The sequence below is a fragment of the Saccharospirillum alexandrii genome, from assembly GCF_004000275.1.
Lineage (GTDB): Bacteria > Pseudomonadota > Gammaproteobacteria > Pseudomonadales > Natronospirillaceae > Saccharospirillum > Saccharospirillum alexandrii.
Map to the genome: position 1 here is coordinate 257,968 of NZ_RCIP01000002.1, position 26,970 is coordinate 284,937.

Annotated in this window: 20 protein-coding genes and 1 riboswitch; of the genes, 11 read left to right on the forward strand and 9 right to left on the reverse strand. The window is 55.8% G+C overall.

Annotated features, from left to right (window positions below):
- Positions 1–96 precede the first annotated feature (96 nt).
- Positions 97–1,110 carry a tryptophan--tRNA ligase gene (locus EP166_RS09025; protein WP_127556497.1) on the forward strand — a complete coding sequence of 338 codons (1,014 nt, stop codon included), beginning with the start codon at positions 97–99 and terminating at the stop codon, positions 1,108–1,110.
- Between the two features lie 73 nt (positions 1,111–1,183).
- Here the strand turns inward: EP166_RS09025 and EP166_RS09030 are convergent, their stop codons facing one another.
- Positions 1,184–1,711: a hypothetical protein gene (locus tag EP166_RS09030; RefSeq protein WP_127556498.1), complete on the reverse strand. Its 528-nt coding sequence runs from the start codon at positions 1,709–1,711 to the stop codon at positions 1,184–1,186.
- A 93-nt stretch (positions 1,712–1,804) separates the two neighbouring features.
- Between EP166_RS09030 and EP166_RS09035 the strand changes: the two genes are divergently transcribed.
- From EP166_RS09035 to EP166_RS09060, 6 genes are all read left to right on the forward strand, one after another.
- Entirely contained in the window at positions 1,805–3,076 is a 1,272-nt protein-coding gene (locus tag EP166_RS09035) for a glycosyltransferase (RefSeq protein ID WP_127556499.1), read from the forward strand.
- 122 nt (positions 3,077–3,198) lie between these two features.
- A complete protein-coding gene (acnA, locus tag EP166_RS09040; RefSeq protein ID WP_127556500.1) occupies positions 3,199–5,934 on the forward strand; it encodes an aconitate hydratase AcnA in 2,736 nt (911 codons plus the stop codon).
- Positions 5,935–6,211: 277 nt separating this feature from the next.
- The gene (locus EP166_RS09045) at positions 6,212–6,475 is read left to right on the forward strand and encodes a hypothetical protein (RefSeq protein ID WP_127556501.1); all 264 of its coding nucleotides are present in this window, start codon (positions 6,212–6,214) and stop codon (positions 6,473–6,475) included.
- Between the two features lie 177 nt (positions 6,476–6,652).
- Positions 6,653–7,126, forward strand: a complete 474-nt coding sequence (locus EP166_RS09050; protein ID WP_127556502.1) for a Dps family protein — start codon at positions 6,653–6,655, stop codon at positions 7,124–7,126.
- A 273-nt stretch (positions 7,127–7,399) separates the two neighbouring features.
- The gene (locus EP166_RS09055) at positions 7,400–8,533 is read left to right on the forward strand and encodes an acyltransferase family protein (RefSeq protein ID WP_127556503.1); all 1,134 of its coding nucleotides are present in this window, start codon (positions 7,400–7,402) and stop codon (positions 8,531–8,533) included.
- Positions 8,534–8,640: 107 nt separating this feature from the next.
- Positions 8,641–8,822, forward strand: a riboswitch (cobalamin riboswitch).
- A gap of 135 nt (positions 8,823–8,957) precedes the next feature.
- Positions 8,958–10,781 (forward strand): TonB-dependent receptor domain-containing protein, encoded by a 1,824-nt coding sequence (locus EP166_RS09060; RefSeq protein ID WP_164743880.1) that lies wholly within the window; start codon positions 8,958–8,960, stop codon positions 10,779–10,781.
- 290 nt (positions 10,782–11,071) lie between these two features.
- Here EP166_RS09060 and EP166_RS21130 read toward each other — a convergent pair whose 3' ends face one another.
- Positions 11,072–11,887 (reverse strand): hypothetical protein, encoded by an 816-nt coding sequence (locus tag EP166_RS21130; protein WP_164743881.1) that lies wholly within the window; start codon positions 11,885–11,887, stop codon positions 11,072–11,074.
- Between the two features lie 105 nt (positions 11,888–11,992).
- Between EP166_RS21130 and EP166_RS21135 the strand changes: the two genes are divergently transcribed.
- Entirely contained in the window at positions 11,993–12,235 is a 243-nt protein-coding gene (locus EP166_RS21135) for a TonB family protein (protein ID WP_164743882.1), read from the forward strand.
- A 37-nt stretch (positions 12,236–12,272) separates the two neighbouring features.
- On the opposite strand, the gene holA is transcribed toward EP166_RS21135, so the two are convergent.
- From holA to leuS, 3 genes are read right to left on the reverse strand one after another with little or no spacing between them, the layout of a single operon-like run.
- Positions 12,273–13,289: a DNA polymerase III subunit delta gene (gene holA, locus EP166_RS09070; RefSeq protein ID WP_127556506.1), complete on the reverse strand. Its 1,017-nt coding sequence runs from the start codon at positions 13,287–13,289 to the stop codon at positions 12,273–12,275.
- Entirely contained in the window at positions 13,286–13,789 is a 504-nt protein-coding gene (locus tag EP166_RS09075) for an LPS-assembly lipoprotein LptE (RefSeq protein WP_127556507.1), read from the reverse strand. Before EP166_RS09075 ends, holA begins: the two co-directional genes overlap by 4 nt.
- Entirely contained in the window at positions 13,779–16,358 is a 2,580-nt protein-coding gene (gene leuS / locus EP166_RS09080) for a leucine--tRNA ligase (protein WP_127556508.1), read from the reverse strand. Before leuS ends, EP166_RS09075 begins: the two co-directional genes overlap by 11 nt.
- Positions 16,359–16,696: 338 nt before the next feature.
- On the opposite strand from leuS, the gene EP166_RS09085 reads away from it, so the two are divergent.
- Positions 16,697–17,710: a D-cysteine desulfhydrase family protein gene (locus EP166_RS09085; protein WP_127556509.1), complete on the forward strand. Its 1,014-nt coding sequence runs from the start codon at positions 16,697–16,699 to the stop codon at positions 17,708–17,710.
- Positions 17,711–17,804: 94 nt separating this feature from the next.
- On the opposite strand, the gene EP166_RS09090 is transcribed toward EP166_RS09085, so the two are convergent.
- Positions 17,805–18,500: a class I SAM-dependent methyltransferase gene (locus EP166_RS09090; RefSeq protein ID WP_127556510.1), complete on the reverse strand. Its 696-nt coding sequence runs from the start codon at positions 18,498–18,500 to the stop codon at positions 17,805–17,807.
- Between the two features lie 243 nt (positions 18,501–18,743).
- Between EP166_RS09090 and EP166_RS09095 the strand changes: the two genes are divergently transcribed.
- Both EP166_RS09095 and EP166_RS09100 read left to right on the forward strand, forming a co-directional pair.
- The gene (locus EP166_RS09095) at positions 18,744–21,389 is read left to right on the forward strand and encodes an ATP-binding protein (RefSeq protein WP_127556511.1); all 2,646 of its coding nucleotides are present in this window, start codon (positions 18,744–18,746) and stop codon (positions 21,387–21,389) included.
- A gap of 192 nt (positions 21,390–21,581) precedes the next feature.
- Complete coding sequence (locus EP166_RS09100) at positions 21,582–22,742, forward strand: mechanosensitive ion channel protein MscS (RefSeq protein WP_127556512.1); 1,161 nt, start codon at positions 21,582–21,584, stop codon at positions 22,740–22,742.
- A gap of 63 nt (positions 22,743–22,805) precedes the next feature.
- Here the strand turns inward: EP166_RS09100 and EP166_RS09105 are convergent, their stop codons facing one another.
- The 3 genes from EP166_RS09105 to glnL form a co-directional block, all read right to left on the reverse strand.
- On the reverse strand, positions 22,806–24,029 hold the full coding sequence (locus EP166_RS09105) for an argininosuccinate synthase (RefSeq protein WP_127556513.1): 1,224 nt from the start codon (positions 24,027–24,029) through the stop codon (positions 22,806–22,808).
- A gap of 322 nt (positions 24,030–24,351) precedes the next feature.
- A complete protein-coding gene (gene glnG, locus EP166_RS09110; protein WP_127556514.1) occupies positions 24,352–25,779 on the reverse strand; it encodes a nitrogen regulation protein NR(I) in 1,428 nt (475 codons plus the stop codon).
- Positions 25,766–26,845 (reverse strand): nitrogen regulation protein NR(II), encoded by a 1,080-nt coding sequence (gene glnL, locus EP166_RS09115; protein ID WP_127556515.1) that lies wholly within the window; start codon positions 26,843–26,845, stop codon positions 25,766–25,768. The genes glnG and glnL overlap by 14 nt, the downstream gene beginning before the upstream one ends.
- Positions 26,846–26,970 lie beyond the last annotated feature (125 nt).

Here is a 26,970-nt window from a genome sequence, read left to right on the forward strand (position 1 = left end):
ACTCGATTTTCCCCACCGGTTTCGGTAAGGTTCCAGTCTTATCGTTTTCTCCCATAACCACCGATAACGGCCACCCAAAGGCGACTGAAGACACCCATGAGCAAGACGCGCATACTGACCGGCATTACCACCACAGGCATTCCGCACCTGGGCAACTACGCGGGCGCCATTCGCCCCGCCATTGAATCCAGCCGCGATGCCAACACCGAATCCTTTCTGTTTCTGGCGGATTACCACGCTCTGATCAAGTGCCAGGAGCCCGAGCGTGTGAGAGAGTCCGTGCGGGCCATTGCCGCCACCTGGCTGGCCTGTGGTCTGGACCCGGAGCGGGTGACCTTCTACCGCCAGACCGATGTTCCCGAAGTGACCGAGCTGACCTGGGTGCTGACCACCGTGACCGCCAAGGGCCTGATGAACCGGGCACACGCTTACAAGGCGGCGGTGCAAGACAACATCAACGACGACAACGCCGACCCGGACCGGGGCATCACCATGGGGCTGTTCAGCTACCCGATTCTGATGGCCGCCGATATCCTGATGTTCAACGGCGAAAAAATCCCCGTCGGCAAAGACCAGACCCAGCACATCGAAATGGCCCGCGACATCGCCCAGCGCTTTAACTACCTCTATGGCGATACCTTTGCGCTGCCAGAAGCGGTCATTGAAGAATCCGGCATGATTCTGCCCGGACTCGACGGCCGCAAGATGTCCAAGAGCTACAACAACACCATTCCGTTGTTTGAAGGCGAGAAGAAGTTTCGTAAGCTGATCAACAAGATCAAGACCAACCTGCTGGAACCGGGCGAACCCAAAGACCCGAACGATTCGGCCCTGTTCGATATCTATTCAGCCTTTGCTTCGCCAGACCAAGTCGCCGACATGCGTACCCAGTATGCCAACGGCATTGCCTGGGGCGAAATGAAGAAAGTGCTGTTTGAACTGCTTAATGAAGAACTCAAAGACAAGCGCGACACCTACAACCAGTTGATGGACGACCCGGCTCAACTGGATGCCATACTGGCCAGGGGTGCGGAAAAAGCACGTGATTATTCAGCCCCGCTGATGGCCGATGTGCGCAAGAAAGTGGGTATTGGCCCCATCGCGGGTTGATGGCCCGGTGCCTGGTGTGGCCGGCCCTGGCAACAGCGGCAGGGCCAACCCGGGCATCACGTCACTATAATCACTACAGCGCCAGGCTCCTCGATTCTCCCGCGTAGACGGGCAAGGCTGACTTGCCCGTGTGGTCACGCTGAGCCACATGGCCGATAATGGCCTTCACCTCGCTGACCTCTGCGGGGGCCACATCGATCATCAACAGGGTGCGGCCACATTCAATATCGTCGTGAAAGCCCGCCAGGTGATGGTTTTCCTGGTTCAACCCGATCAGACAGCCCGCCCAGCCCAGCAACAGACCAAACAACAGCACCAGTGCCAACTGGCCACTCATGTCGGCCGGTGCCAGCCCCAGGCTGCTGGTAAATATCAGCGTTAGCAGGCCAAGCACCAGACCCAGCACAAGCCCCTGGCTGCCGCGGTGCAGAATGTCCTGCCGGGCCAGGTAGGAAGCGCTCTTCAACTGATGCACAGACAGGCCTACTTCGTCCTGGCTGAGTACCTGAACATAGGTGTGGTGTAATGGGTAGTGGGCCAATTCCGTGGCAATGTGTTCGGCGTGCTCGATGTCATCCGTGAGGTAATAGAGACGTTTCATAACGACCTCCATCCTTACGCGGAGCTGGACGTAAGGTTGTACCGCGTTTACCCTCGCGATTCCGTTTTTGTTGGTGAGCGTTTGTCACAACAGATGACCAGTACTTCAAGTAGTTTCTCAAGTAAGACCGCCCTGCTCATTGCCAAAAACTGGCCAGAGCCCGCGTCAACCGCGGCCGGGCGCCGTACGCTGGACGTTCTGGACTTGTGCCGGGAAGCCGGTTACCAGATACACATTGCCAGCCCGGCCGAGCCCTCCCCGTTTCAACAGAGCCTCTCGGAACTCGGGTACCAGGCACACCCTATCGCCGTCAACGACAGCAATTTCGATACCTGGGTAGCCTCGCTAGACCCCCAACTGGTGATCTACGACCGTTTTGTGATGGAAGAACAGTTTGGCTGGCGAGTGCGGCAACACTGCCCCAACGCCGCCACGCTGCTCGATACCAGCGACTTTCACACCCTGCGCGAGGCCCGACAGCAGGCCATACACCAGCGCGTCCGTGAGAACACCCAGCCTCCCTACCCGCCACTCGACCTGTATACCGCCACAGCAGAGCGTGAACTGGCTGCCATGGCCCGCTGTGACCGGGTATTGATGATCTCTCAGGTTGAAATAGAGCTTCTGCAGTCGGTGTTTGCTCTTCCTGCAGAGCGCCTGTTGTACCTTCCCTTTCTGATTTCCGAGTTGCCTGACACAAGTGAATGGCGCGGCTACGAGGACCGCCAACACTTGATGATGATCGGCGGATTCAAGCACGCCCCCAACAAAGACGCTGCACTCTGGTTTAAGCAGACCATCTGGCCGCTCGTCAGACGCCAGTTGCCCGAGGTTGAATGCCATGTCTATGGCGCCTACGCCGACCACACCGTTCAACAGTGGCATGCCCCCAAACAAGGGTTCGTCATCAAAGGCCGGTGTGACAACGCCTTGAAGACGCTATCGACCTATCGCCTGAACGTCGCCCCACTGCGCTTTGGCGCCGGCCAGAAAGGCAAAATTCTGGAAGGCTGGTTAACCGGCACCCCCACCGTCACCACACCCATTGGTGCTGAAGCGATGGCCACAGAGGATGCGTTCGGCTACCCGCTCAGCGATGACCCCGAACGCATCGCCGACACCCTGGTTCAGTTGTATCGCAATGCAGATAACTGGAAATCGGTACAAAGCTGTGGATTACAAGCGCTGGAAAACGGTGTTCTGAGAGACGACCACGCCCCAAAGTTTATCGAGGCATTAGACCACCTGCAAAACAACCTTACCGATATACGCCATCGCAACCTCTGGGGGCGCATACTCTGGCAATCGCAACACCGGGCAACCGAGTATATGAGCCGCTGGATTGAGGCAAAAAATCGCATTTAAGGCACGCAAAGGTCAGGGCACTGAGACCAAATAGCCAAACTCAATCGCTCTGGCACTGGAAATCCCGCCCGACTGTGCCAAGGTTAGAGCCTGTTATTAATCCGTTTTACTCTGGAGGTGCCATGACCGACTCATTTAACGCCCGGGATACGCTCACTGTCGGCGATCAGCACTATCAGTTCTATAACCTCAATGCGCTGTCGAACGATTTTGACATCGCCCGCCTGCCCTTTTCACTGAAAATTCTGCTGGAAAACCTGTTGCGCAAGGAAGATGGCAAGAATGTTACGGCGGACGACATCAAAGCGCTGTGTCGGTGGGATGCCAAAGCGGAACCCAGCTACCAGGTAGGCTTCTCACCAGCGCGCGTCGTGCTGCAGGATTTTACCGGTGTACCGGCGGTGGTTGATTTGGCGGCCATGCGGGCAGCCATGCGCGAACTGGGGGGAGACCCGGCGCTGATCAACCCGCGTAGCCAGGTCGACCTGGTCATCGACCACTCTGTTATGGTCGATTATTACGGCGAGGCCGATTCGCTGGCTAAAAATACCGAGCGCGAGTTCGAGCGCAATGGGGAACGCTATCAGTTCCTGCGCTGGGGTCAGCAGGCGTTCTCCAACTTCCGCGTCGTGCCCCCAGGCACTGGCATCGTGCACCAGGTGAACCTTGAATACCTGGCCGATGTGGTAATGACGGAAGAAAAAGACGGCGCGACCTGGGCTCTGCCCGATACCCTGGTCGGGACCGACTCACACACCACCATGATAAATGGTCTGGGTGTGCTGGGCTGGGGTGTGGGTGGCATTGAAGCCGAAGCCGCCATGCTCGGCCAGGCCATCACCATGCTGATACCCGAAGTCATCGGCTTTAAGTTCACCGGCCAGATGCCGGAAGGCACCACCGCCACCGACCTGGTATTAACCGTAACCCAGATGCTGCGGCAAAAAGGCGTGGTGGGTAAGTTCGTTGAATTCTATGGCGATGGCCTCGACAACCTGCCACTGGCCGACCGGGCCACCATTGCCAACATGGCCCCCGAATACGGCGCCACCTGCGGCATTTTCCCGATCGACCGGGAAACCGTTCGCTACCTGGAACTCTCCGGTCGCGACAAAGCCGTTCAAGACAGGGTGGAAGCCTACGCCAAAACACAGGGCCTGTGGCGTGAAACCGGTGCCGCCGAAGCGGACTACAGCGATACTCTTACACTCGACCTGGGCACCGTGGTGCCCAGCATTGCAGGCCCCAAACGCCCGCAGGACAAAATCGCCCTCAGCGATGCCAGTAAAGCCTTTGACCAGATACTCCAGGCAGAAGCCGACACCATCACTACCGACAAAGCACCGGAGCAGGGCCGCTTCGAAGGTGAAGGTGGCCAAACTGCCGTTGATAGTCTTAATTTGCACGACCGCGGCGCGGTGGAATATGAAGTGGACGGTGAAACTCATCTGCTTAAACATGGAGCGGTCGTCATCGCCGCTATCACCAGTTGCACCAACACCTCCAACCCGGCGGTGATGGTCGCCGCCGGGTTGGTCGCTAAAAAAGCACATGAACTGGGCTTGTCCGTTAAACCCTGGGTAAAAACATCACTCGCACCAGGGTCTCAGGTTGTGCCCGCCTATCTGGAAAAAGCCGGTGTGATGGAGCCATTGAATGCACTGGGTTTCAACATCGTCGGCTTTGGCTGTACAACCTGCATTGGTAACTCGGGGCCCCTGCACCCGGCCATTCAAAACGCCATCAGAGCCGGTAGCCTTAAGGTCTCATCGGTACTGTCCGGCAACCGTAACTTCGAAGGACGCATCCATCAGGACGTACCCACCAACTACCTGGCATCACCGCCTTTGGTCGTCGCCTACGCCCTGGCTGGTTCAATGACGGTAGACCTGACTCGCGAACCACTCGGCACCGGTAAAGATGGCCAGCCGGTCTATCTGAAAGATGTCTGGCCAAGCCAGCACGACATCGCAGAAACCGTGCAAGCTGCGCTCGGGTCGGGCCTGTACCAGGAAAAATACGAAGATGTCTTTGCCGGTACCCAGGCCTGGCAGGATCTGCCGGTTCCACAGGATGAAATATACAGCTGGCCGGATTCCACCTACGTTAAACAACCGCCCTACTTCGATGGTATGTCGAAGACACCCAGCGCGCCCGGTGCCGTAACCCATGCACGGTGCCTGGTAAAAGTTGGCGACTCGATCACCACAGACCACATTTCGCCCGCCGGGGCCATCAAACCCGACAGCCCAGCTGGGCGCTACCTGCAGGAGCAAGGTGTCAGCACGGAAGATTTCAACAGCTACGGCTCACGCCGCGGCAATCATGAAGTGATGCTGCGGGGCACCTTTGCCAACGTTCGGCTGCGAAATCAAATGGCTCCAGGTACCGAAGGCAGTTGGACCAAACACTTGCCCAGCGGTGAGACCGTTAGCATCTACGACGCGGCGGTGCGTTACCAGCAGGAAAACACACCCCTGGTAGTCTTGGCCGGCAAGGAATATGGCACCGGGTCCTCCCGCGATTGGGCGGCAAAAGGCACCAACCTGCTGGGTGTTAAAATCGTTATCGCGCAAAGCTACGAGCGCATTCACCGCTCCAACCTGGTTGGCTTTGGGGTGCTGCCCTTGCAGTTCATGGAGGGTGAGTCTGTTGAAAGCCTGAACTTAACCGGTGAGGAACACTTTTCTGTTGAGGCACTGCAAGGGGAGCCAGAACAAGTAACTGTTCAGGTGACCGACGCTCAAGGCAAGCAACGTAGCTTCAAAGCCAGAGTGCGGATCGACACAGCCGTCGAATGGGACTACTACCGCCATGGCGGCATTCTGCACTTCGTGCTGCGTGACCTGGCCAATTAACGACCAGCCTAGGCTGATTTTTGGATGGACCAGGCTGGACCGCTCAGCCCTGGCCATCCATTCATTCATGCAACATTTCCGACACTGACCTGAGACTGAAATTTGACGGTTTCCCGGATTTATTTGAAAGGCACTGCCATCAGGTCATATTTTTGACGAAATTAAACTGTTTTTAGAGCCATATCACACTTCTACCCTCGACTGCATCACAGAGTTAGGCATCCAGCGTCATCCATAATACCCTGCTTTTTACGATTACGGTGTCGACAGAACCTTCATGTTTATAGACGGACTCACAGAGCAGGAAAAACACCAACTCGCCGTGCACCTGCGCGAGCGTGATCACACGCCATTTATGGTGATCAAGCACGCCTACGCGGCCGCCCAGTGCCAGAGCCGGGGAGTCGATATTCACCCGATAGACCTTAAATACCTGATCCTGCTCGATGACGCCATTGCCGAACTTCACGGCAAACACCGCATCGGCAGTGCCCTCATTTACGACGAACCCCGCACGCAGGCTGGCCAGGACCGGGCCTGATTTATCGACAAACCACCCTCACCTGAGCCTCACACCCTACACACCCTATAGCTCCAAGTAATCAAATCAGCCCTATTGATATTATTAAACTATTAAAGGGTTTAACTCCTTTCATTCGCCCTCACTTCTGTTGTGTAAGACACTTGTCCTGAACATTCTTAACAGAAGGAGGTGCCCATGAGTACCAACGCAATTGGATTGAACACGGCCAGTGCAGAAAAATTGGCCTCAGGTTTAAACGAATTACTGGCGAACTACCAGGTGTTCTACATGAACGCCCGAGGCTTTCACTGGAACATCAAAGGCGAAAACTTCTTTGAGTTGCACGTCAAGTTCGAAGAGCTATACACCAACCTTCTGACCAAGATCGATGAAGTGGCAGAGCGCATCCAGACACTGGGGCATGAGCCCATACACAGTTACAGCAAGTACCTGGAAAGTGCGACGATTAAGGAACAAACGCGGGTACGCGATGGTCGTGCCGCTGTCGGTCACATTCTGGAGTCTTACCAGGCCATGATCGGCAAACAGCGAGCCCTGCTTTCTCTGGCGCAGGAAGCCAACGATGAAGGCACCGCCGCACTGATGGGCGACTACATCCGCGAGCAGGAAAAGGATGTTTGGATGTACCGGTCCTACCTGGGTGAGTAACACCATGCCCTACGCCCCTGATTCTCGGGAGCATTGAACCAAAAACCCGGGCAGCACTGTCCGGGTTTTCTATTTTTACCTTGATCAGGCTCTAACAAGCTGATATTTATACACGCTGGAAGCCAAGGAGCTGGCTCAGAGTTGATGCCTCACTAAACCCCTTCTGCTTATGATCTGAAGCTGCCTGTTCCAACCTGTTATTACCGTACAAGGCCCCTTCTTGAAGGTGTCTTGCTTTGTAGTTTGGATCGTTGTGTTCAAAGGAGTGAGCTCATGCAATACCCGTCTCTGGAATCTTTACGCGGCCTGGCTGCACTCATGGTTGCGTTGATCCACTCAAGCTTCGTGGTTGCGGTTTATCCACCCCTGGTTGAGCAGGCTTCCATCTTTGTCGATTTTTTCTTTATCTTATCCGGCTTTGTAATGGCCCTGGCCTATGCGGAAAAGATCGATCAGGGCTTGAGTTTCAGAACCTTCACTCTGTTGCGTTTTGGCCGGCTGTACCCGTTACATCTGTTTATGCTCCTGATGTGGCTGCCCTACATTCTGCTTAAAGGGTATGCCCATTTTGAAATGGGCCTTGGTGGCGACCCTTTTGATAAAAACAGCCTGTCCAACTTTTTCGCCAATCTTTTTTTGATCAACGGCATGGGCGCTACCCAAACGCTCAGTTGGAACTACCCTGCCTGGAGCATCAGTGTGGAGTTTTTCACTTACCTGGTATTCTTCGCGTTTATCGGTATCACACCCAAGGATCGTAAACCGCTACTGTACCTGCTGGTCAGCCTGTTCTCATATGGTTTGCTCTACGTGCAAACCGGAACCTCGCTGCTCAGCGCAGATCAGTTTGGTTTCCCCCGTTGCGTGGGAGGGTTTTTTCTGGGAGCTTTCGTTTTTACTCAAACACAGGGGCAGCGGCTAACGCTCAAACCTATAGCCAGCCATTCACTGGAGAGCCTGGTGGTGCTGGTCACCCTGGTTCTGGTGTGGCAGTCTCATGACGCCAAAGTTATTCAACTCGCAACCTTCGCCAGCTTTGCCCTGATGATTTATGTCTTCACTGTTCAGGCTGATGGCCTGTTCAGTGCCTTGCTGACTACTGCGCCTCTACTGTTTATAGGCACTCTGTCGTATTCAATCTACATGACCCATGCATTGGTCTTTATCGTGATCGACAATCTCGCGGAGTATGTGCTGCGCATGCCTACCAGTGAGATTTACCGGGCTGGCATGGGTTGGTTGCAGGTATTTAAGACACCCTATGCCAGCTTGATTAACCTGGTTGCACTGGCGGTAGTGATCGGCCTTTCCTATGGCACTTACACTTTCATTGAAAAGCCCTGGCGAACCCGGTTTCGGCATTGGGCTCAAGCCCGAGAACCGTCATCGAATCTGGGCCAGAGTTAAGCCTTCACAACCAAGCCTAAAGCATCGCCATTGATCACACAGGGTCGGCGCCATCAGTTGGGTCGGTGCGGCTTGCCTGCTCATAGAAAGCCCTCTATGATGCCGCCACCAAACAGACAGTTATTGGTGTACGGGAAATCAGTGAAAATCTGATGCTGCCCCCGCAACGGTAACAGGATGGACAAGGCACTCAGCCACTGCGCAAGCGGGAAGGCGCCACGTCTTAGAGGTTCAGTTGAACCCTCTAGCATCCTTAAGCCCGGAGACCGGCCTTTGACTGAATACCCTGTTGTTGCGGAGGGCAACAAAGTGGATTTCTGTCATCCGGTCAGACCATAGAGTCAATTGTGCGTGTTTCCGTTTGTCAGCCGCTAGACTTGTCCCTTCGTTTATTCATCCAATATGAATGACGAAAGGAACCTCAATGAATCGTTTTATGTTTACCGCCTCTGTCTTGCTACTGCCAACCATGGCCGTCGCTGAAGACGTCGTGATCACCGCCAACCGATACGCTGTGCCAATTACCCAGACGCAGTCTGCCGTAACGGTACTGACCGAAGAAGACCTGAAACAGTACCAAGACAGTGACCTCGGGACCCTGCTCAACCGCTTGTCCGGCGTCAGCCTGGTCAGCACTGGCAGTCTTGGTTCTACCAGCAATGTATTGCTCAGAGGAACGACCAGCAGCCAGGTTGTGGTACTCATCGACGGTGTCCCTCAGGTCAGTGCCAGCACCGGACAAACCTCTTTTGCCGGCATTTCACTGTCAAATATCGAACGCATTGAAGTAGTCCGGGGCCCCGTTTCCAGCCTTTACGGAGCAAATGGTATTGGCGGGGTGATACAGGTCTTTACCAAGTCGCCGGACGCCTCACAGGACGACATTTATATATCTGGTAGCTATGGTAGCCATAATTACCACAAACTCGGTGCTGGCTTTGATTTCTCGACTGAAAAGACACGCGCTGCAGCCGATATTTTCTACACTGGCACCGACGGATTCGACAGCACCACTCTGGTTTCTGATTCGAATAAAGATAAAGATGGATTCAACCAGTTTTCAGGTAATCTCTCTGTAGATACCCAAATAAGCGATGACTTGCTGCTGGGAATCAATCATGTTCAGTCGAGCAGCACTGCAGACTATGACTCTGCTTGTTACGCCGGGTTCACACCGACCCCATGCAGCAATGATATTGACTGGCAGACGCAGACCGATCTCTCCAATTCCTCCCTGTTACTTGATTACGACGTTTCGTCCAACACCCACCTGAGCACACGCTTGGGCCGGTATGTAGACGACAGCGTCAATAGTGACGGAGATGATTCTGCCAATGACACCCAGTTTAAAACAACAGGCTATACCGCCACAGCACTGGCTGAACGTACCATTGGTGATGTATCGGCCGCTGTCGGTATTGATGTTGATACGGTTGAATTGGAGTCGACCACCGACTACGACGAAACCGAACGCACTAACACCGGCGTCTTCGCAAGCCTGTCAACTTACGCAGGCGACTTCGGCCTGCAGGGCAGCCTGCGATTCGACAACAACAGTGCCTACGACACCTATACGACAGGAACACTGGGTACCTCCTACCTGATTACCGATTCACTGGAGATCGTAGGTACCGCTGGCACAGCCTTCAGGGCGCCAAGCTTCAATGAGTTGTACTTTCCGAACTATGGCGATGACAACGTGGAGCCCGAGGAATCGCGGAGTTTTGAACTGGCTCTTCGGCAGTTTGCCCAGGGTGGCGAATGGCGCCTCAGTGGCTACCGTATCGATACCACCAATCTGATAGGCTCTGACCCGAACACCTTTACGGCCGCCAACATCGATGAAGCCCGGATTCTTGGTCTTGAATTGGACATTGCCCAGCAAATAGGAGCCTTCGAACTCAGGTTTAACACGACCCTGACCGATGCACGCGATGGCGAAGACGAGCGGTTAAACAACCGACCTGAATGGACTGCCTTTGCAGCCCTTGCATACCAATACGGGCCGTGGCTATTTAACACCGACCTGCAATCTGAAACGGGTCGCATAAATGGGGATGTTGCACTGGGCGATTATGCGATTCTGGGGTTGGGTGCACGTTACCAATGGAGCGAAGGCAGTACCTTGAGCGCCCGAGTTGATAATGCACTGGATGAAGACTACGTCACTAACTATGACAGCTTTACGGATTCCTACTACAACACCGCTGGCCGTACCTTCAAGGTATCGGCTGAGTACCATTTCTAGGTGGGCGTGAGGTTCTCATGAGACCCGTCTGGCCAGTAGCCATCACCCTATCTGTGATTGCTCATGCAGCACTCATTGGTTGGTTTCCTGGCCGGACTCCCACCCCTGAACCCGTTTCAAAAAACACTGTTTCACTGGCATTGAGGCCTGCCCAACCTTCCTCCGACGAAGACAGCGTCAGCTCAGACGACCCGGTGACAAGCGAACAGCAGCCAACTGCACCCAATGACCCGTTAAAGCCACAGCAGATATCTACAGTAGCGCCCTCTCCACACGCGACCGACATCGGCTCAACTCTTGTTGAGAAACCGGAACAGCTTGCGCAAGTTGAACCACCGGCCGAACAGGAACAGGAACAGGAACAGGAACAGGAACAGGAACAGGAACAGGAACAGGAACAGGAACAGGAACAGGAACAGGAACAGGAACAGGAACAGGAACAGGAACAGGAACAGGAACAGGAACAGGAACAGGAACAGGAACAGGAACAGGAACAGGAACAGGAACAGGAACAGGAACAGGAACAGGAACAGGAACAGGAACAGGAACAGGAACAGGAACAGGAACAGGAACAGGAACAGGAACAGGAACAGGAACAGGAACAGGAACAGGAACAGGAACAGGAACAGGAACAGGAACAGGAACAGGAACAGGAACAGGAACAGGAACAGGAACAGGAACAGGAACAGGAACAGGAACAGGAACAGGAACAGGAACAGGAACAGGAACAGGAACAGGAACAGGAACAGGAACAGGAACAGGAACAGGAACAGGAACAGGAACAGGAACAGGAACAGGAACAGGAACAGGAACAGGAACAGGAACAGGAACAGGAACAGGAACAGGAACAGGAACAGGAACAGGAACAGGAACAGGAACAGGAACAGGAACAGGAACAGGAACAGGAACAGGAACAGGAACAGGAACAGGAACAGGAACAGGAACAGGAACAGGAACAGGAACAGGAACAGGAACAGGAACAGGAACAGGAACAGGAACAGGAACAGGAACAGGAACAGGAACAGGAACAGGAACAGGAACAGGAACAGGAACAGGAACAGGATAAGCCGCTGGAAACGGCAGTCAACCCCACGGTTCCTCTCCATGATCGCAAACAACTTGCCACTGATTCGAATGCCTCAGACCAGGCCATTGACAATGTCGATTCGCAACAGCTTCAACGCGACATTAAAGTCTGGCTTAAACAAGCGTTGGCTGAACACCTGCACTACCCGCCTGCAGCACGCCGGCGAGGCTGGGAAGATTCGGTAGAGGTCACTATTGAGATGCAAACTGACGGAGCTTTTACAGCCGAGATTCTTAAACCCGCACAACGATCACTCTTTGATGAAGCTGCCCTGGCCGCGTTGGCAGACATCCGTGCCAACCGTCGCTATTGTTGCGCGCATTCACCCAGTCAACTGGAACTGACGATCGGCTTCCAACTGGACTAGCCGTCTATTAGTTTGGCCATTGCAAACCATAAGATAATCAAACCGGCACCACCCCGGGCTGCGCTATTTCACACACCAGCGCACTGAGTTTGTGCCAGGGGTCACCTGCGACACGGCCTTTGATGGTTGCATCGATATCGCCACACAAAATCAGACACGTTTGCCACAACCCCACATCGCCACGCCGCAAGGCGACCTGATAGGGCCCCTGTCGCTTATCGAAAATACGCAATCGCTTGAATACAGCGGGCATCGGCTGGCCCATGGCCTGAGCTTCGGAAAGTTGCACCAGATGCCGCAGTTCGCGTGCCAGCACCCACAATACGATGGGCGGTTCAATGCCCTCTGCCGACAGACCCGACAAAACTCGCTGACTGCGAGCCAGGTCACCACTGAGCACAGCATCAGCCAGATCGAAAATGGTGAATCGCGCGCTGTCCGATACCGCCTGAACAACGGTTTCCAGTGTCAGCGACGTGCCGTCGCTCACCAGTAAGAGTTTGTCGATCTCCTGACGGGCGGCCAGCAAATTGCCATCCACCCGGTCAGACAACAACGCCAGCGCATCGTCATCTATCTGCAGGCCATGGTGTTGCAGGCGAGCCCGCAGCCAGGCCGGCAGCTGATGCCGCTCAACCGGCCAGATGGGAACCCACCAGGCCGCGTCGGTAACACCGGCAAACCACTTCGCCTTGCTTTGCGCCGCTTCGATCTTGTCGGACACCACCAACAACAGATTATCCGGGTTCGCGTTCTCGGCGTAGGCCACCAACGCTTTTCGGCCCGCATCGTTGAGTTTGGCGGTCAGCCTCAGTTCAAGCAATTGGCGGTCGCCGAACAGTGACATGGTCTGGTTCGCTTCGTACAGCTGATTCCAGTCGAACTGGGCGTCGGCATGAAACACCTGACGCTCGGTAATGCCCGCCTGGCGGGCCGCTGCCCGCACCTGATCACTGGCCTCAAGCACAAGCAGAGGCTCATCGCCACTGAGCCAGATGATCGACGGCAGCGGTTGCGTCAGTTGCCTGGCCAGTTGTTGGGGAGAAACCTTCATTCATCAGCCTCCGGCAACAGGTCATCGGCGGTCACGGCTTCCAGTTGGTCCAACACCAGGAGGGCAATCCGGTTGCGTAGAATCTGGCGACGTTGTTCACGCGCCTCATCATCGTCTTCCGTTAAGCGGGATTCGACCCGGCTGATCCGCCGACTGATGACCGCCCGATCATACGGGTTGACCAGGCTCCACTCGATTTCGAGCGTCAGGATGATGGTTTCATCCAGACTGACTTCCGAATAAGTTTCCCGGTGCAGACGCAACAACGTATCGGCCGGGCCGGTTTGCAGAACAAGGCCATACAAGGCAAAGGTGCCACGCAGGGTTTGGTAAAGCTCATCGGCATCAGTCTGGGATTGCCAGACCAAGGGATTCAACCCCTCGGCCAACCGGAACTGCCCTTTCAACTGGTAGCCGCAGCCGACCAGAAGGCTCAGCAGCAGGCCAACGGTCAGGCTGCGCCACAACCCGGTTCGAACGATGTCAGCGCTAGTTGGCAACGATGTTCACCAGCTTGTTGGGTACCACAATCACTTTGCGTACCGTCACGCCCTCGGTAAAGCGCACGACGTTTTCATCCGCCAGAGCGGTGCTTTCAATCAGAGCCTTGTCGGCACTGGCAGGCACTTCAATGCGGCTGCGCACTTTGCCGTTTACCTGAACCACGTACAACAAGGAGTCTTTGACCAGCGCCGTCTCATCCGCTTGCGGCCAGGCAGCATCAATCACCAGGCCGTCATGACCCAGTGCCTGCCACAACACCTGGGTCACGTGCGGAGCGATCGGTGCAAGCACCAGTACGGCCGTGTCCAGCGCTTCCCGGACGACGGCTCGATCGAGTGCCGTGTGCGCTTCAAAACGGTTTACGCTGTTGAGCAGTTCCATCACCTTGGCGATGGCGGTATTGAAGGTCTTGCGCTCACCAAAATCGCTGGTCACACCCACAATGGTCTCGTGCGTTTTACGGCGCAGGGCTTTCTGGTCGTCGTTCAGCGCCTGGCCGTTCAAGGCGTCGCTGTCACCGGCTTCGAGCAAGGCATGCACCGCACGCCACAAACGCTGCAAAAACTTCTGGGCACCCTGCACGCCCGACTCGGTCCACTCCAGGGTCTGGTCCGGCGGTGCAGCAAACATGGAGAACAACCGCACCGTATCGGCACCATACTGTTCGATCGCCTGCTGCGGGTCCTTGCCGTTGTTTTTCGACTTGGACATCTTCGCCATGCCGGCGTACACCACAGTATCTCCGGTCGAGGTTTCAACGCCTCCCAGCACCTTGCCTTTCTCGTCTCTCTGAACATCCACAGCAGTCGGTGATACCCAGACCCGGCCGTTGTCGGTTTCCTTATACCAGGTATCCGCCAGCACCATGCCCTGGCACAGCAGGTTGGTGAAGGGTTCGCTGGAGTTCACTAGGCCTTCATCACGCATGGCTTTGTGGAAGAAGCGCGAGTACATCAGGTGCATGGTGGCGTGTTCGATACCGCCAATGTACTGGTCGACCGGCAACCAGTAATTGGCTTCTTCAGGCTCCAGCATGCCGCCATCGTATTCCGGTGTGCAGTAACGGGCGTAATACCAGCTCGACTCCATAAACGTATCGAAAGTGTCCGTATCGCGTTTGGCGGGCTTGCCCTGCCAGGTCGTGTTTTCGAACTCGGGGTTGTTCTTGATCGGCGAGTTGGCGCCGTCGAACACAACCTCGTAGGGCAACTCGACCGGGAACGTCTCCGATGGTTTGACCTCGCCATCGACATACACCATGGGCACCGGCGTGCCCCAGTAACGTTGCCGGCTCACACCCCAGTCACGCAAGCGGAAATTCACGGTCACCTTGCCTTTGCCCTGGGCTTCCAGGTCGCCGGCGATGCGCTCGAACGCCTCAGTGAAATTCAGCCCGTCGTAGTCACCGGAATTGACCAGAATGCCTTTTTCAGTAAAGGCCTCGACGGCCAGGTCGCACGGGCTTTCGCTGCCGGGTTCGGGCTTGACCACCTGTTTCTTTTGCAAGCCGTATTTGCTGGCAAATTCCCAGTCGCGCTGGTCGTGCCCGGGCACCGCCATAACGGCACCGCTGCCGTAATCCATCAACACGAAATTGGCCGACCAGATGGGGACTTCCTCGCCGGTCAACGGGTGGATCGCAATCAAGCCCGTATCGCAGCCTTTCTTCTCCATCGTGGCCATATCGGCCTCGCTGGTGGTCATGTTCTTGCATTCGAGAATGAAGCTTGCCAGTTCATTGTTGGTTTTGGCCGCTTCAGCCGCGAGCGGATGCTGGGCCGCCACCGCCATGTAGGTAACGCCCATCAGCGTATCCGGACGGGTGGTGTAGACTTCGAGCGTCTCGTCACTGCCTTTCAGGCCAAACTTAAGCGTGACACCCTGAGAACGACCGATCCAGTTGCGCTGCATGGCCTTCACTTCATCGGGCCAGCCCGGCAGGTTATCGAGTTCTTCCAGCAATTCCTCGGCATAGGCTGTGGTCTTGATGAACCATTGATCCATCTCCTTGCGCTCAACCGGGGTATCACAGCGCCAGCAGCAGCCATCATGCACCTGTTCATTGGCCAGCACCGTCTGGTCGACGGGACACCAGTTCACCGGCGAGGTTTTCTTGTACGCCAGGCCCTTCTCCACCAGGCGGGTAAAGAACCACTGCTCCCAGCGGTAATACTCGGGTGTGCAGGTGGTGACTTCCCGGTCCCAGTCGTAGGCGAAGCCCAGCATCTTGAGCTGGTTGCGCATGTAGTCGATGTTTTCAAAGGTCCATTTGGCCGGAGCAACACCGTTTTGAATGGCGGCGTTTTCAGCGGGCATGCCGAAGGCATCCCAGCCCATTGGCTGCATGACGTTCTTGCCGAGCATGCGTTGGTAGCGGCTGATTACATCGCCGATGGTGTAATTGCGAACGTGCCCCATGTGCAGGCGACCACTGGGGTAAGGTAGCATCGATAGGCAGTAGAATTTCTCTTTGCCGGGTTCGACCCGGGCTTTGAAGACCTGCTTCTCGTTCCAGGTGTCCTGCACCTGTTGCTCAATGGTGGCCGGGGTATAGGTCGCGTCCATCGGAATCCTGTTGTTTGCGGTGGTTGGTGAGTGAACAATATGCATACTAAAAGGGAGCACTTCTGCACAGACGGGCGTCAGACCCGCTCGCACCGCTAGGATACCCGACCAGCGACGGGTTTTCGACCGGATTTCCGTACCCAGGCCGCTCTATTCTCACCCGGAATGGGCGCTCGGTATCAGGTTCGTTTGCCCTCGATGCCAAAATCGGTAACAGTAGCCCTATTCAACGCCTTGCTTCAGAGACCAGCGTGAACCACTGGAGACCAAGGACGATAGCGCACCCGGGACGTTACTGTTCGTGGCCAGGGTGCTTCAACAGTCACTCTGGACGGATTATGGCTTTCAGCAACATTCCAAAACTTCCCCTGGCACAGACCCCCACCCCCATCGATTACCTGCCCCGGCTGGGCGAGTTGCTGGGCACCCGGAATCTTTGGGTAAAGCGCGACGACTGCACCGGGCTCGGCTTTGGCGGCAATAAGACGCGCAAGCTGGAATACCTGTTGGCTGAAGCGCTGGAAACAGGGGCAGATACCGTGTTGACGGTCGGTGGATTGCAAAGCAACCATGCCCGGCAGACTGCGGCTGCGGCGGCTCGGCTGGGCTTGAACTGCGAGCTGATACTGGAACCAGTAGCCGGCACTCCGGAATCACTGTATCCGCACAGCGGTAATGTACTGTTAAACCGTCTGTTTGGCGCCACCCTCACTCTGGCCAAAACGGGCCAGGACGGTATTGACCTGATGCATCAGCGCGCCGAGGTACTTGCCGGGGAAGGTTACACCCCCTATTGCATACCAGTTGGTGGCTCCAATACCACAGGCGCCCTCGGCTACGTTCAGTGCGCCCGGGAAATTGCCGACTGGCAGTATCAGCAGGACACCGAGTTTGACCACATTATCCTGGCAACGGGCAGCGCAGGCACCCAGGCTGGACTGCTGGCCGGTGCGGCGCTCTTTGATCTGTCGGCTCAGGTGCGGGGGTTCTGCGTCAGCCGCACCAGCGACGATCAGGCCGACCTGGTACTGAGCCTGGCCCGACCGCTGTTTGATCGTCTGGGGCTGCCTCATGAAACCCTGGCCGAGCGAGTTTACACAGACGGCCGCTACGTCGGCCCGGGCTATGGCATAGCGACCGAAGGCATGACTCACGCGGTGCGGGTCACCGCAGAAACAGAAGGCCTGTTACTGGATCCGGTTTACACCGGCAAAGCCATGCACGGCCTGTTCGATAGCTTCCAAAACGGTACCTTTGGGCCTGACGACAAGGTTTTGTTCATTCATACCGGCGGCGCACCGGCGTTATTTGGGTATGAAACTGCGTTGTTTGAGGACGTAAAGGCCCCTTAAGCGAGTGCTTCAGAGCAGTGAGTGGCAATAGGTTCCGGGCATGAAGCACTGGTTACCAACGAACATTCACTGTTGCTTATGCAAACAGCACACTTCACTTCCGAAGCGCAACAACGTCGCGATCGGCCAGCTCCCAGTGCTGCGCCCCCAAATACTCAGCCAACCAGGCAAAAGTCGCCTCCGAATAAAAGGCGATGTGAGTCGGATCATCGACATAGCGCCACTGCGCAAAGGCTTCGCGGTCGCGTACCCTCTGCGTTTGAATGATCAGCCAGCCGCCCGCTTCCAATTGACGCCACAAGTCAGTCACTACCGCAGCCGGGTCACCGAGGTGCTCAATCACCTCGGTGAGACAGATAAAGTGGTAATGACGAGTCAGAACTGAACTGTCAGGGTAATAGAAGAGATCATACAAGGCGACACGGTAACCTGCGTCTTCAAACATGCTGGCCAGCGCCGGGCCTGGGCCGCAACCGAAGTCCAGACCACTGGAACCGGTGGGCACCCTATCGCACACTGCGCGCCAGGGGCGGGTCAAAAAGGTTCGATACCCGGAGTCACTGATGTCGTTCCGGTGCTTGTCGTATTCGGCCTTTTCAGCGGCCGGTGATAGCTGCTGGTCCGCGTCAACGAACACCAGCCGGCACGCCGGGCAACACCAGTAATCCCGATGTTTGCGACGGTGCCACCACTGACTGTCGGGCGCACGGCACAGCGGACAAGACGGGCCGGGCGAGCCATTACTCTCAGCCTGTGTAGCTGGTAGGTTCTCGGGCAAGTCGGGGGTCATCCGGTCACTTTCTTATTTGTTCCTATTTGTTGGTCGCAGCCATTCATGCTATCAGTTATTCTTGAAGCAGTGGTAGGGCTTCCAACGGCCGTAACGGCTAGCGTGGGGCTAGATAAACCGGGCAGCCAACCATCATTGACGTACCAGACGACTGACAGCCATTAGAACAAGACTAAACGGCTCTGACTACACCGCCTGAGGGCGCCGGGCCAACGATAAGACTGATCAAGGGAACCGAGCACTGTGCTTTATCGACTCGCCTGTGGATTGCTTTTTGCCAGCTTACCATTGTTGATGCTGGTCTGGCCCAGTCAGGCATACGCCAGCACTGTCGAGATCGACAGCTATTGGATGGAGCAAGCCTCTGATTGGTCTCCGTCCATACAATCGCGCCAGCAGAGCAAGCCACAAATCGTGTCCCAGACGGGCATTTCGTTAAAAGGGGGTCATCACTGGCATGTGATTGACCTCTCTGTTGATGAAACGACGCTCCAAGTGATCGATTTTCGCAATTCCTCGGTGATTGCAAACTTTGAACACTGGGTCTTTGATCGCACCAGCGGTGAGCTGATCAACCGGTTGGTTGGCGGTATCGAATCGGAGCAGGACAACCCTTATTTTCTGCGCCATGGTCGCAATCAGGTATTCGAACCCGGTCAATACCAAATCGTCACCCGAATGGACAGCCCGTTCTACGTAGCGCAACCACAACCAACCGTATTTGCACAGGACGAGTATCAGCAAAGCATCAAGGTAGGTAATGCCCTGACGCTTATTTGCCAGGGGATTTTCCTGGCACTGGGCATTTATTATTTCGTGCTGGGTACCAGCCGTAGCCGGGCAGCCGACTTATTGTACGCTCTGTTCATTACCGGCAATTTCTTTTTTACCGGCGCCTCCTTGCTGGTGTTCAGTGATCTGCTCAGCATTCACCAGTTCTACCTGACCAGCTTCCCCATTCTTATTTCAAACACCGCCTACATCGCCTTCGTGATGGTGCTGCTGAACATCAAGCCCAACACGTCACAATGGCTGTACCGCATTGGCAGTGGCCTGATCATCCTCTTTGTATTTGGTTTTGTGGTGGCGCTGCTTCGGCCGGAACTGTCGATGGAGATCGACCGAATGGGTGTCGGCCTGTTTGCCATTTATGGCTTCACCGCAGGCCTTACCCGTGTGCTGCAGGGCAACAGAACCGCGCGCTATTATCTGGTTGCCAACGCAGCCTTTGCCATTCCCGCCCTGATTTCCATTGGCGCGTCCAGCTTGCCCGTTGCCGATACGTTATTTCTTGAACACCTGGGCATGTTTGCTGTCTCGATGGAAGTTATTCTGCTGTCGCTGGTCATCAGCCACCAGGTCGGACTGGTTTACAAGGAAAAGGAAGCAGGCCTTCTGGCCACACAAGAAGCGCTGCAGGCGGCCAATGATGCCCTGAACACCAAAGAGCGCTTTCTGGCCAATGTCAGTCATGAATTGCGCACGCCGTTAAACGCCATTCAGGGGTCAGTGGAGCTAATGGGCCAGCAGCAAATGCCAGCTGAAACCAGCCGACATTTGGAAGCCATCCATGCGTCGTCCAATTTCCTGGTGTTCCTGATCAACGACATTCTTGATCTGGCCAAAATGAACGCCGACCAGCTCGAACTGGTTGAAGAGCCCTTCGACCTCGATGAAGCGCTGGATGAACTCTGTACCATCTATAAAGACGCGTTCGACCGGCAACAAGTGCGTTTTCTCGTCGATATAGACCCCAAAGTGCCTCATCGCGTTACCGGCGATGTCAATCGGTTGAAGCAGATCCTCGCGAATCTGCTCAGCAACGCGTTCAAATTCACCGCCCAGGGCTCAATTGAATTATCGGTTTCTCAGCCGGATGCGAACGTTCTGACTTTTCATGTCACCGACACCGGCATTGGTATTGCCCAGAACAAAATCGAATCGGTTTTTTCGGCCTTTACCCAGGCCGATGCAACCATTTCGCGCAAATACGGCGGAACGGGTTTGGGTTTACAAATCGCCTCCAAACTGGTGACGCTGATGGGCGGCAAGCTGACCGTCTTCAGCCAGCCGGAACTGGGCAGCGACTTCCAGTTTACCCTGCCCATGCAGGGCGAGCTCGAGCCGATAATCACATTGCCCGTTCGGGTAGGGCTGGTCTGTGATGATGTGGACCTGAAAAAACTGATCGACAACAGCCTGCATCGGCTCGGCATTGCTCTGCAACACAGCCTCACGCATTCCGCCGCGATGAACACCCCCTTGCCAGAGGATGCAGATCACTGGGTTCTGGTCGCCGACCAACCCGACCCCGACCTCTCGAACCGGTTCAGCGAGCACCCCAGAGTCCACTGGCTCGTAAACCGGGTACCGACTGACCTGCCGCTGTGGGCACCACCGGTTAGCCTGGAGCTATTGCCCTGCACACAGGTCACTTTCCGGCGACTGCTGGGTCAGGCAGCTACTGCCCCCGCGCCCGCCGAACACCCACTGATGTTGCGCCGGCTTTATATTGTTGCCATCGATGACAACCCGGTGAACCTCAAAGTGTTACTGGGGATGCTGACCCGGCTGGGCGTCAGCGCCAGCGGGTTTGAATCGGCGGAAGAAGGGTTAAGCCACGTCCTATTCCGGCAACCCGATATGGTGTTGATGGACATGCAGATGCCGGTGATGGATGGCCTGGAGACGACTCGCACACTGCGACAACGCCAGTTCAACAACCCCGTCATCGCCTTTACCGCCAATACGTCGCAGCGCGATATCAACAACTGCCTGGCAGCCGGCATGAATGACGTGTTGCTCAAACCCATCAAACTGACACAACTGGAGAATATGATTCTCAAATGGACCGAGCAGTCCTCCCTGAGCAGCCGGGGTGGTCGTTAGCAGTCGAAACCGCATGCCAGGGAACTAGGGACACTTCTTGACAAGGGCTACGGCCATTGCGCTGCGAAGTGCGTCGGAGTGCCGCCCATTTGGGCAAAACGTTTTAGCTCGCGCAGAGCCCTGGGGAAGTTGTTCAGAGGCTCCCCAGCCCGAAACAATAACCAAAAACAAACACAAGGAACCGACACTGATATGAACCCGACCAACAAATGGGCTCTGCTCTGGCCCATCCTGCTGACACTGCTGATCCCTCTGGTAGCCGCCTGGTTTGCCTACCCGAACACCCATCTGCCCCCCGGCTTTGGTATTTTTCCACCCATACAAACCTCGCCAGCGCCGGGATTTTCGCTGCTCTACTTTCTGGTGGTCGCTGCTCTGGCCGTTCTGGTGACGTTACTGCTTTTATTTCCAAAGCTGTTCGGCATTCAGGGGGCAACACCCGCCCCACAACCGGCGAAAAAGCCACTGCCCTGGTGGTTCTGGGCCGGTGCCGTTGTCATGCTGTGTTTCTGGTGGGTCATGTGGGCCCGGCCGGTCTGGCTGGGCGATTTGGTCTATTATGCCTTTTCCCCGATGTGGTGGGGCTTCATCGTCATGCTCGATGGCATTGTGTACCGCCGCAACAACGGCAAATCACTGATGGCGACCAAGCCGGCCTTGCTGATCTTCAGCGCCCTAATTTCCGTGGTTGGCTGGGGGTATTTCGAGTACTACGACTATTTTGTACTCAGCAACTGGTATTACCCTAACGGTCACATGGCCGCGCTGCCCCACAGCGTGATCGTCGTATTGTTTCTGATCGCCTACACCACTGTCTGGCCGGCCATCTTCGAGTGGTTTAACGTGCTGAATTCCTTTCCCAAGCTGGTCGCACGTTATCAGAATGGCCCCTCCATCCCGCTGTCAGGAAACCTGCTGATTATCCTGGGCTGCCTGATCATCGGTGCCCTGGTGTTCTTTCCGCGCCTGATGTTCTGGGGCATCTGGATTGGTCCGCTAGCGGTCATTATTGGCGTTTTGTTGCGGCAATCCCTCTGGTCGCCTTTTACAGCAATGACCCAGGGAAACTGGGCACCCGGCGTGCTGATCGCACTGGCCTCGATGTTCAACGGGTTTCTCTGGGAAATGTGGAACTTCGGCAGTGAACACCCGGACATCGGCTACCCAACCAACCCGAACTACTGGATTTATGACATTCCCTTTGTCAACGTAATCCATATCTTCTCTGAAATGCCGTTACTCGGATATTTCGGATACCTGCCGTTTGGGGCACTGGTGTGGGTGTTCTTCATCTGGATTGGTGCCCTGTTCAACCGGGACACCGACATTTATCTGAATGGCAACCCGAACTGAGGCACTGATTGCATTACCCATAAAAAAACCGGGCTAAAAGCCCGGTTTTTTTCGTGCCCTGCATTACTTAAGCGGGCTACGACCTTTGCTCGCCGCAATGCGCATGCGCAAAGCATTCAGCTTGATAAAGCCTTCGGCGTCTTTCTGATCGTAAGCACCGGCATCATCTTCAAAGGTGGCAATGCTCTCATCGAACAGGCTGTCTTCAGACTGACGGCCGGCGACAATCACGTTGCCCTTGTACAGCTTCAGGCGAACCTTGCCATTCACCCGCTCCTGGGATGCATCAATCATCTTTTGCATCATCAGACGTTCGGGGCTCCACCAGTAACCGTTGTAAATGACTTCGGCGTATTTCGGCATCAGCTCATCTTTCAGGTGCGCAACTTCACGGTCCAGCGTGATCGACTCGATGGCACGGTGCGCCTTGAGCATTATGGTTCCGCCCGGTGTTTCATAACAGCCGCGAGACTTCATGCCAACGTAACGGTTTTCAACCAGATCCAGACGGCCAATGCCGTTCTCGCCACCGACCTTGTTCAGGTACGCCAACACATCGGCCGGTGACGTCGGTTTGCCGTCAATGGCGACGATATCGCCTTTATCGTAGGTCAGTTCGAGGTAAGTCGGGGTATCCGGTGCCGCTTCAGGGCTGACCGACCAACGCCACATCTCTTCTTCAGCTTCGGCCCAGGGGTCTTCCAGAATGCCGCCCTCGTAGGAGATGTGCAGCAGGTTGGCATCCATCGAATAGGGCGACTTCTTGCCTTTCTTGTTGAAATCGACCGGAATCTGGTGGTCTTCGCAATAAGCCATCAACTTCTCGCGCGACGTCAGATCCCACTCACGCCAGGGCGCGATCACTTTCACGCCCGGCTTCAACGCATAAGCACCCAGCTCGAACCGCACCTGGTCGTTACCCTTACCGGTAGCGCCGTGAGCGATGGCATCGGCACCGGTTTCATTGGCGATTTCGATCAGCCGCTTGGCAATCAGCGGGCGGGCAATGGAGGTGCCCAGCAAGTACTCGCCTTCGTACACGGTATTGGCACGGAACATCGGGAACACAAAGTCACGCACAAACTCTTCGCGCAGATCTTCGATGTAGATTTCCTTAATACCCAGGGCTTCGGCCTTGGCGCGGGCCGGCTCAACTTCTTCGCCCTGGCCGAGGTCGGCTGTGAAAGTCACCACTTCGCAGTTGTAGGTTTCGGTGATCCACTTGGCAATGACCGAGGTGTCCAGGCCACCGGAATAGGCCAGCACCACTTTTTTAATATCTGACATCTTGTCTCCCAACGAGTTGGCGGGTTTTTAGGCTGGCTGGAATTTTACGCCTTTGACTGAGGAGATGCCATGGTAGTGGTCTAGTGTTGCGGCGGCGAAGAGGTGTAACTCACCACGAAATTAGCTGGACAGCTTGCTCATGGTGATTCGGAGGGTGCCTAGAGATTAGCAGCGGCTTTCGGGTGTGTCCCTGTGGGGTAGTCCGCAGCAGGGATGCAGCGGTCTAGGCTCCATGGACGGATTTACGCCGACCCCACAGGGACATACCCGGTAGCCGGTGCGGACTAGTGCCTCTATGGCGACCCAAACTCCGAATCTTGGTTTACTCTTCGTCCTCCGCCACCGTTTCCAACTCCATGCCCAGCTCCTTGATCTTGCGGGTCAGGGTGTTTCTGCCCCAGCCCAGCAGCTCGGCTGCATCCCGACGTCGGCCAGCGGTGTGCTTCAGTGCGGTCTCTATCATGATGCGTTCGAAGTTCGGTACTGCGATGTCCAAGAGCCGGTGCTCGCCACGGGCCAGTTCCCGGTCGGCCCAGTTGCGCAGGGCCTGCTCCCAGTTCTCGCTGGTGACTGGCGTCTGGGCTTCGTCCATCAGCTCTGGCGGTAGATCCGACACCAGGACCTCGCGACCAGAAGCCATCACTGTGATCCAGCGGCAGATGTTCTCCAGCTGACGCACATTGCCCGGCCAGGCCAGGCGAGACAAATAAGCCTCGGTCTCCGGTCGTAACGTCTTGGTTTCCACACCCAATTCGTCGGCTGCCTTGTGGAGGAAGAACTCAAGCAGCCGGGGAATGTCTTCACGCCGGTCAGCGAGGCGCGGCAAGTGGATACGAATAACGTTCAACCGGTGGAACAGGTCCTCGCGAAAGCGACCTTCTTTCACCAGAGTCTCAAGGTTCTGGTGCGTCGCCGCGATGATGCGAACATCCACCCGTACCGAGGTGTGTCCGCCAACGCGGTAAAACTCGCCATCGGCCAGCACTCGCAGCAACCGGGTTTGGGTCTCGGCCGGCATATCGCCAATTTCATCAAGAAACAGTGTACCGCCATCGGCCTGTTCAAATCGCCCGCGACGCTGCCCTTGCGCTCCGGTGAAGGACCCTTTTTCGTGACCGAAGAGCTCAGATTCCATCAGATCACGAGGAATAGCCGCCATGTTTAGCGCTATAAACGGGTTTTCCCGGCGTGGGCTGTGACGGTGCAACGCATGCGCCACCAGCTCTTTGCCGGTACCGGATTCACCATTGATCAGCACTGTGATGTTCGACTGCGACAACCGGCCAATGGCCCGAAACACTTCCTGCATCGCAGGAGCTTCGCCAATAATCTCGGTATTGGCCGGTGCCACCGCTGGTTCAGAGGTTTTCTGCTTCTGGCGAGTATGCTCGATCGCACGCAGCGCCAGGGAGACCGCATCGTCGACGTCAAACGGCTTGGGCAGATACTCGAAGGCACCACCCTGAAAAGAGGCAACGGCACTTTCCAGGTCTGAATGTGCCGTCATGATAATGACCGGCAAATGCGGGTGGTTGTCATGAATTCGGCTAAGCAGCTCCAGGCCGTCGATGCCCTCCATACGGACATCGCTGACAATGGCATCGGGCGGGTCCTGATCCAGCTTACGCAACAGGGCCTCACCGGATTCAAAGCTGCGGCACTCGATACCTTCCTTCTCGAAGGCACGTTCCAGTACCCAGCGTATGGAGCGGTCGTCGTCGACGATCCAGACGCAATTATGATTGGCCATTGAGCCCCTCCAACGGTAAATAGACACTAAAGACGGTGGCACCGGGACTGCTGTCACACTCGATGACGCCGTTGTGAAAATTAATAATTTGCTGAGCGATCGACAGACCCAGACCCGTACCGGTGGGTCGGCCTGAGATCATTGGGTAGAAAATCTTTTCCATCATCTCCGGTGCAATGCCCGGACCGTTATCAATGATGTCGAGCTTAACCAGCAACCGGTACCGGTTCTGACGGATGGTAAACTGACGCACAGCCCGGGTTTTAAACTCAATGGCCGGCGCTTCAACGTTATTCTCAATCAAGGCCTGAACCGCATTGCGGGCGATGTTCAACACGGCCTGTATCAACTGCGCCTCGTCGGCTTTAAAGTCGGGCAGACTGGGATCGTAATCGCGGCTTAACCGGATTCGATCGCCGCACTCGACCCGAAGCAGCGCGTAAACACGCTCGACGATCTGATGGATGTTGACTTCTGACAGGGTGGGCACCTTGTGGCTGCCGAGCATCCGATCTACCAGATCGCGCAACCGGTCGGCTTCCTCAATTATGACCTGGGTATACTCTTTAAGATCGGCATTGGGCAATTCACTGGCCAGCAGTTGCGCCGCGCCCCGAATGCCGCCCAGTGGGTTCTTGATTTCGTGGGCCACGCCGCGGACCAGATGCCGGGTCGTCTCGGTTTGTTGAATCAGACCCTCGTCTCGGCTGATGCGCATCGCCCGGTCGGCGGGCAGCATCTCGACAATCAGGTGCAGTTCGTCATCGTCCATATAGGGCGTGACCATGTAATCCAATGTCAGCGTATCCCGATGCGCCAGCTGCCACTGGGCAGAACGCACCGACAACGTCGTGCCGCCAGAGACGGCCGACATCATCATCTCCCGAATCTCAGCCGGGTTAACAAAGAGACTGTAAAACGCCTGACCAATGATTTGCTTTCCCGAGCGCACCAGCAACAATTCAGCAGAAGGGTTGACGTGCTCGACAACCAACGTGTCGTCCAGCTGAATGACAGCCGTGAATTGGTGATCGACCAACTGGCGAAAAAAATGCGTGTCAGTCACATGAGGTTTCCTGTGCACCGGGTTGCAATGGAAGTCAGCAAACAGACCCTGAATTGGGTCAGCGGTGAATCCGCCGTGGCCTGCCCTGTGGTTCTTTAAATGGCATACGCAAGAAGCAGGCCAGT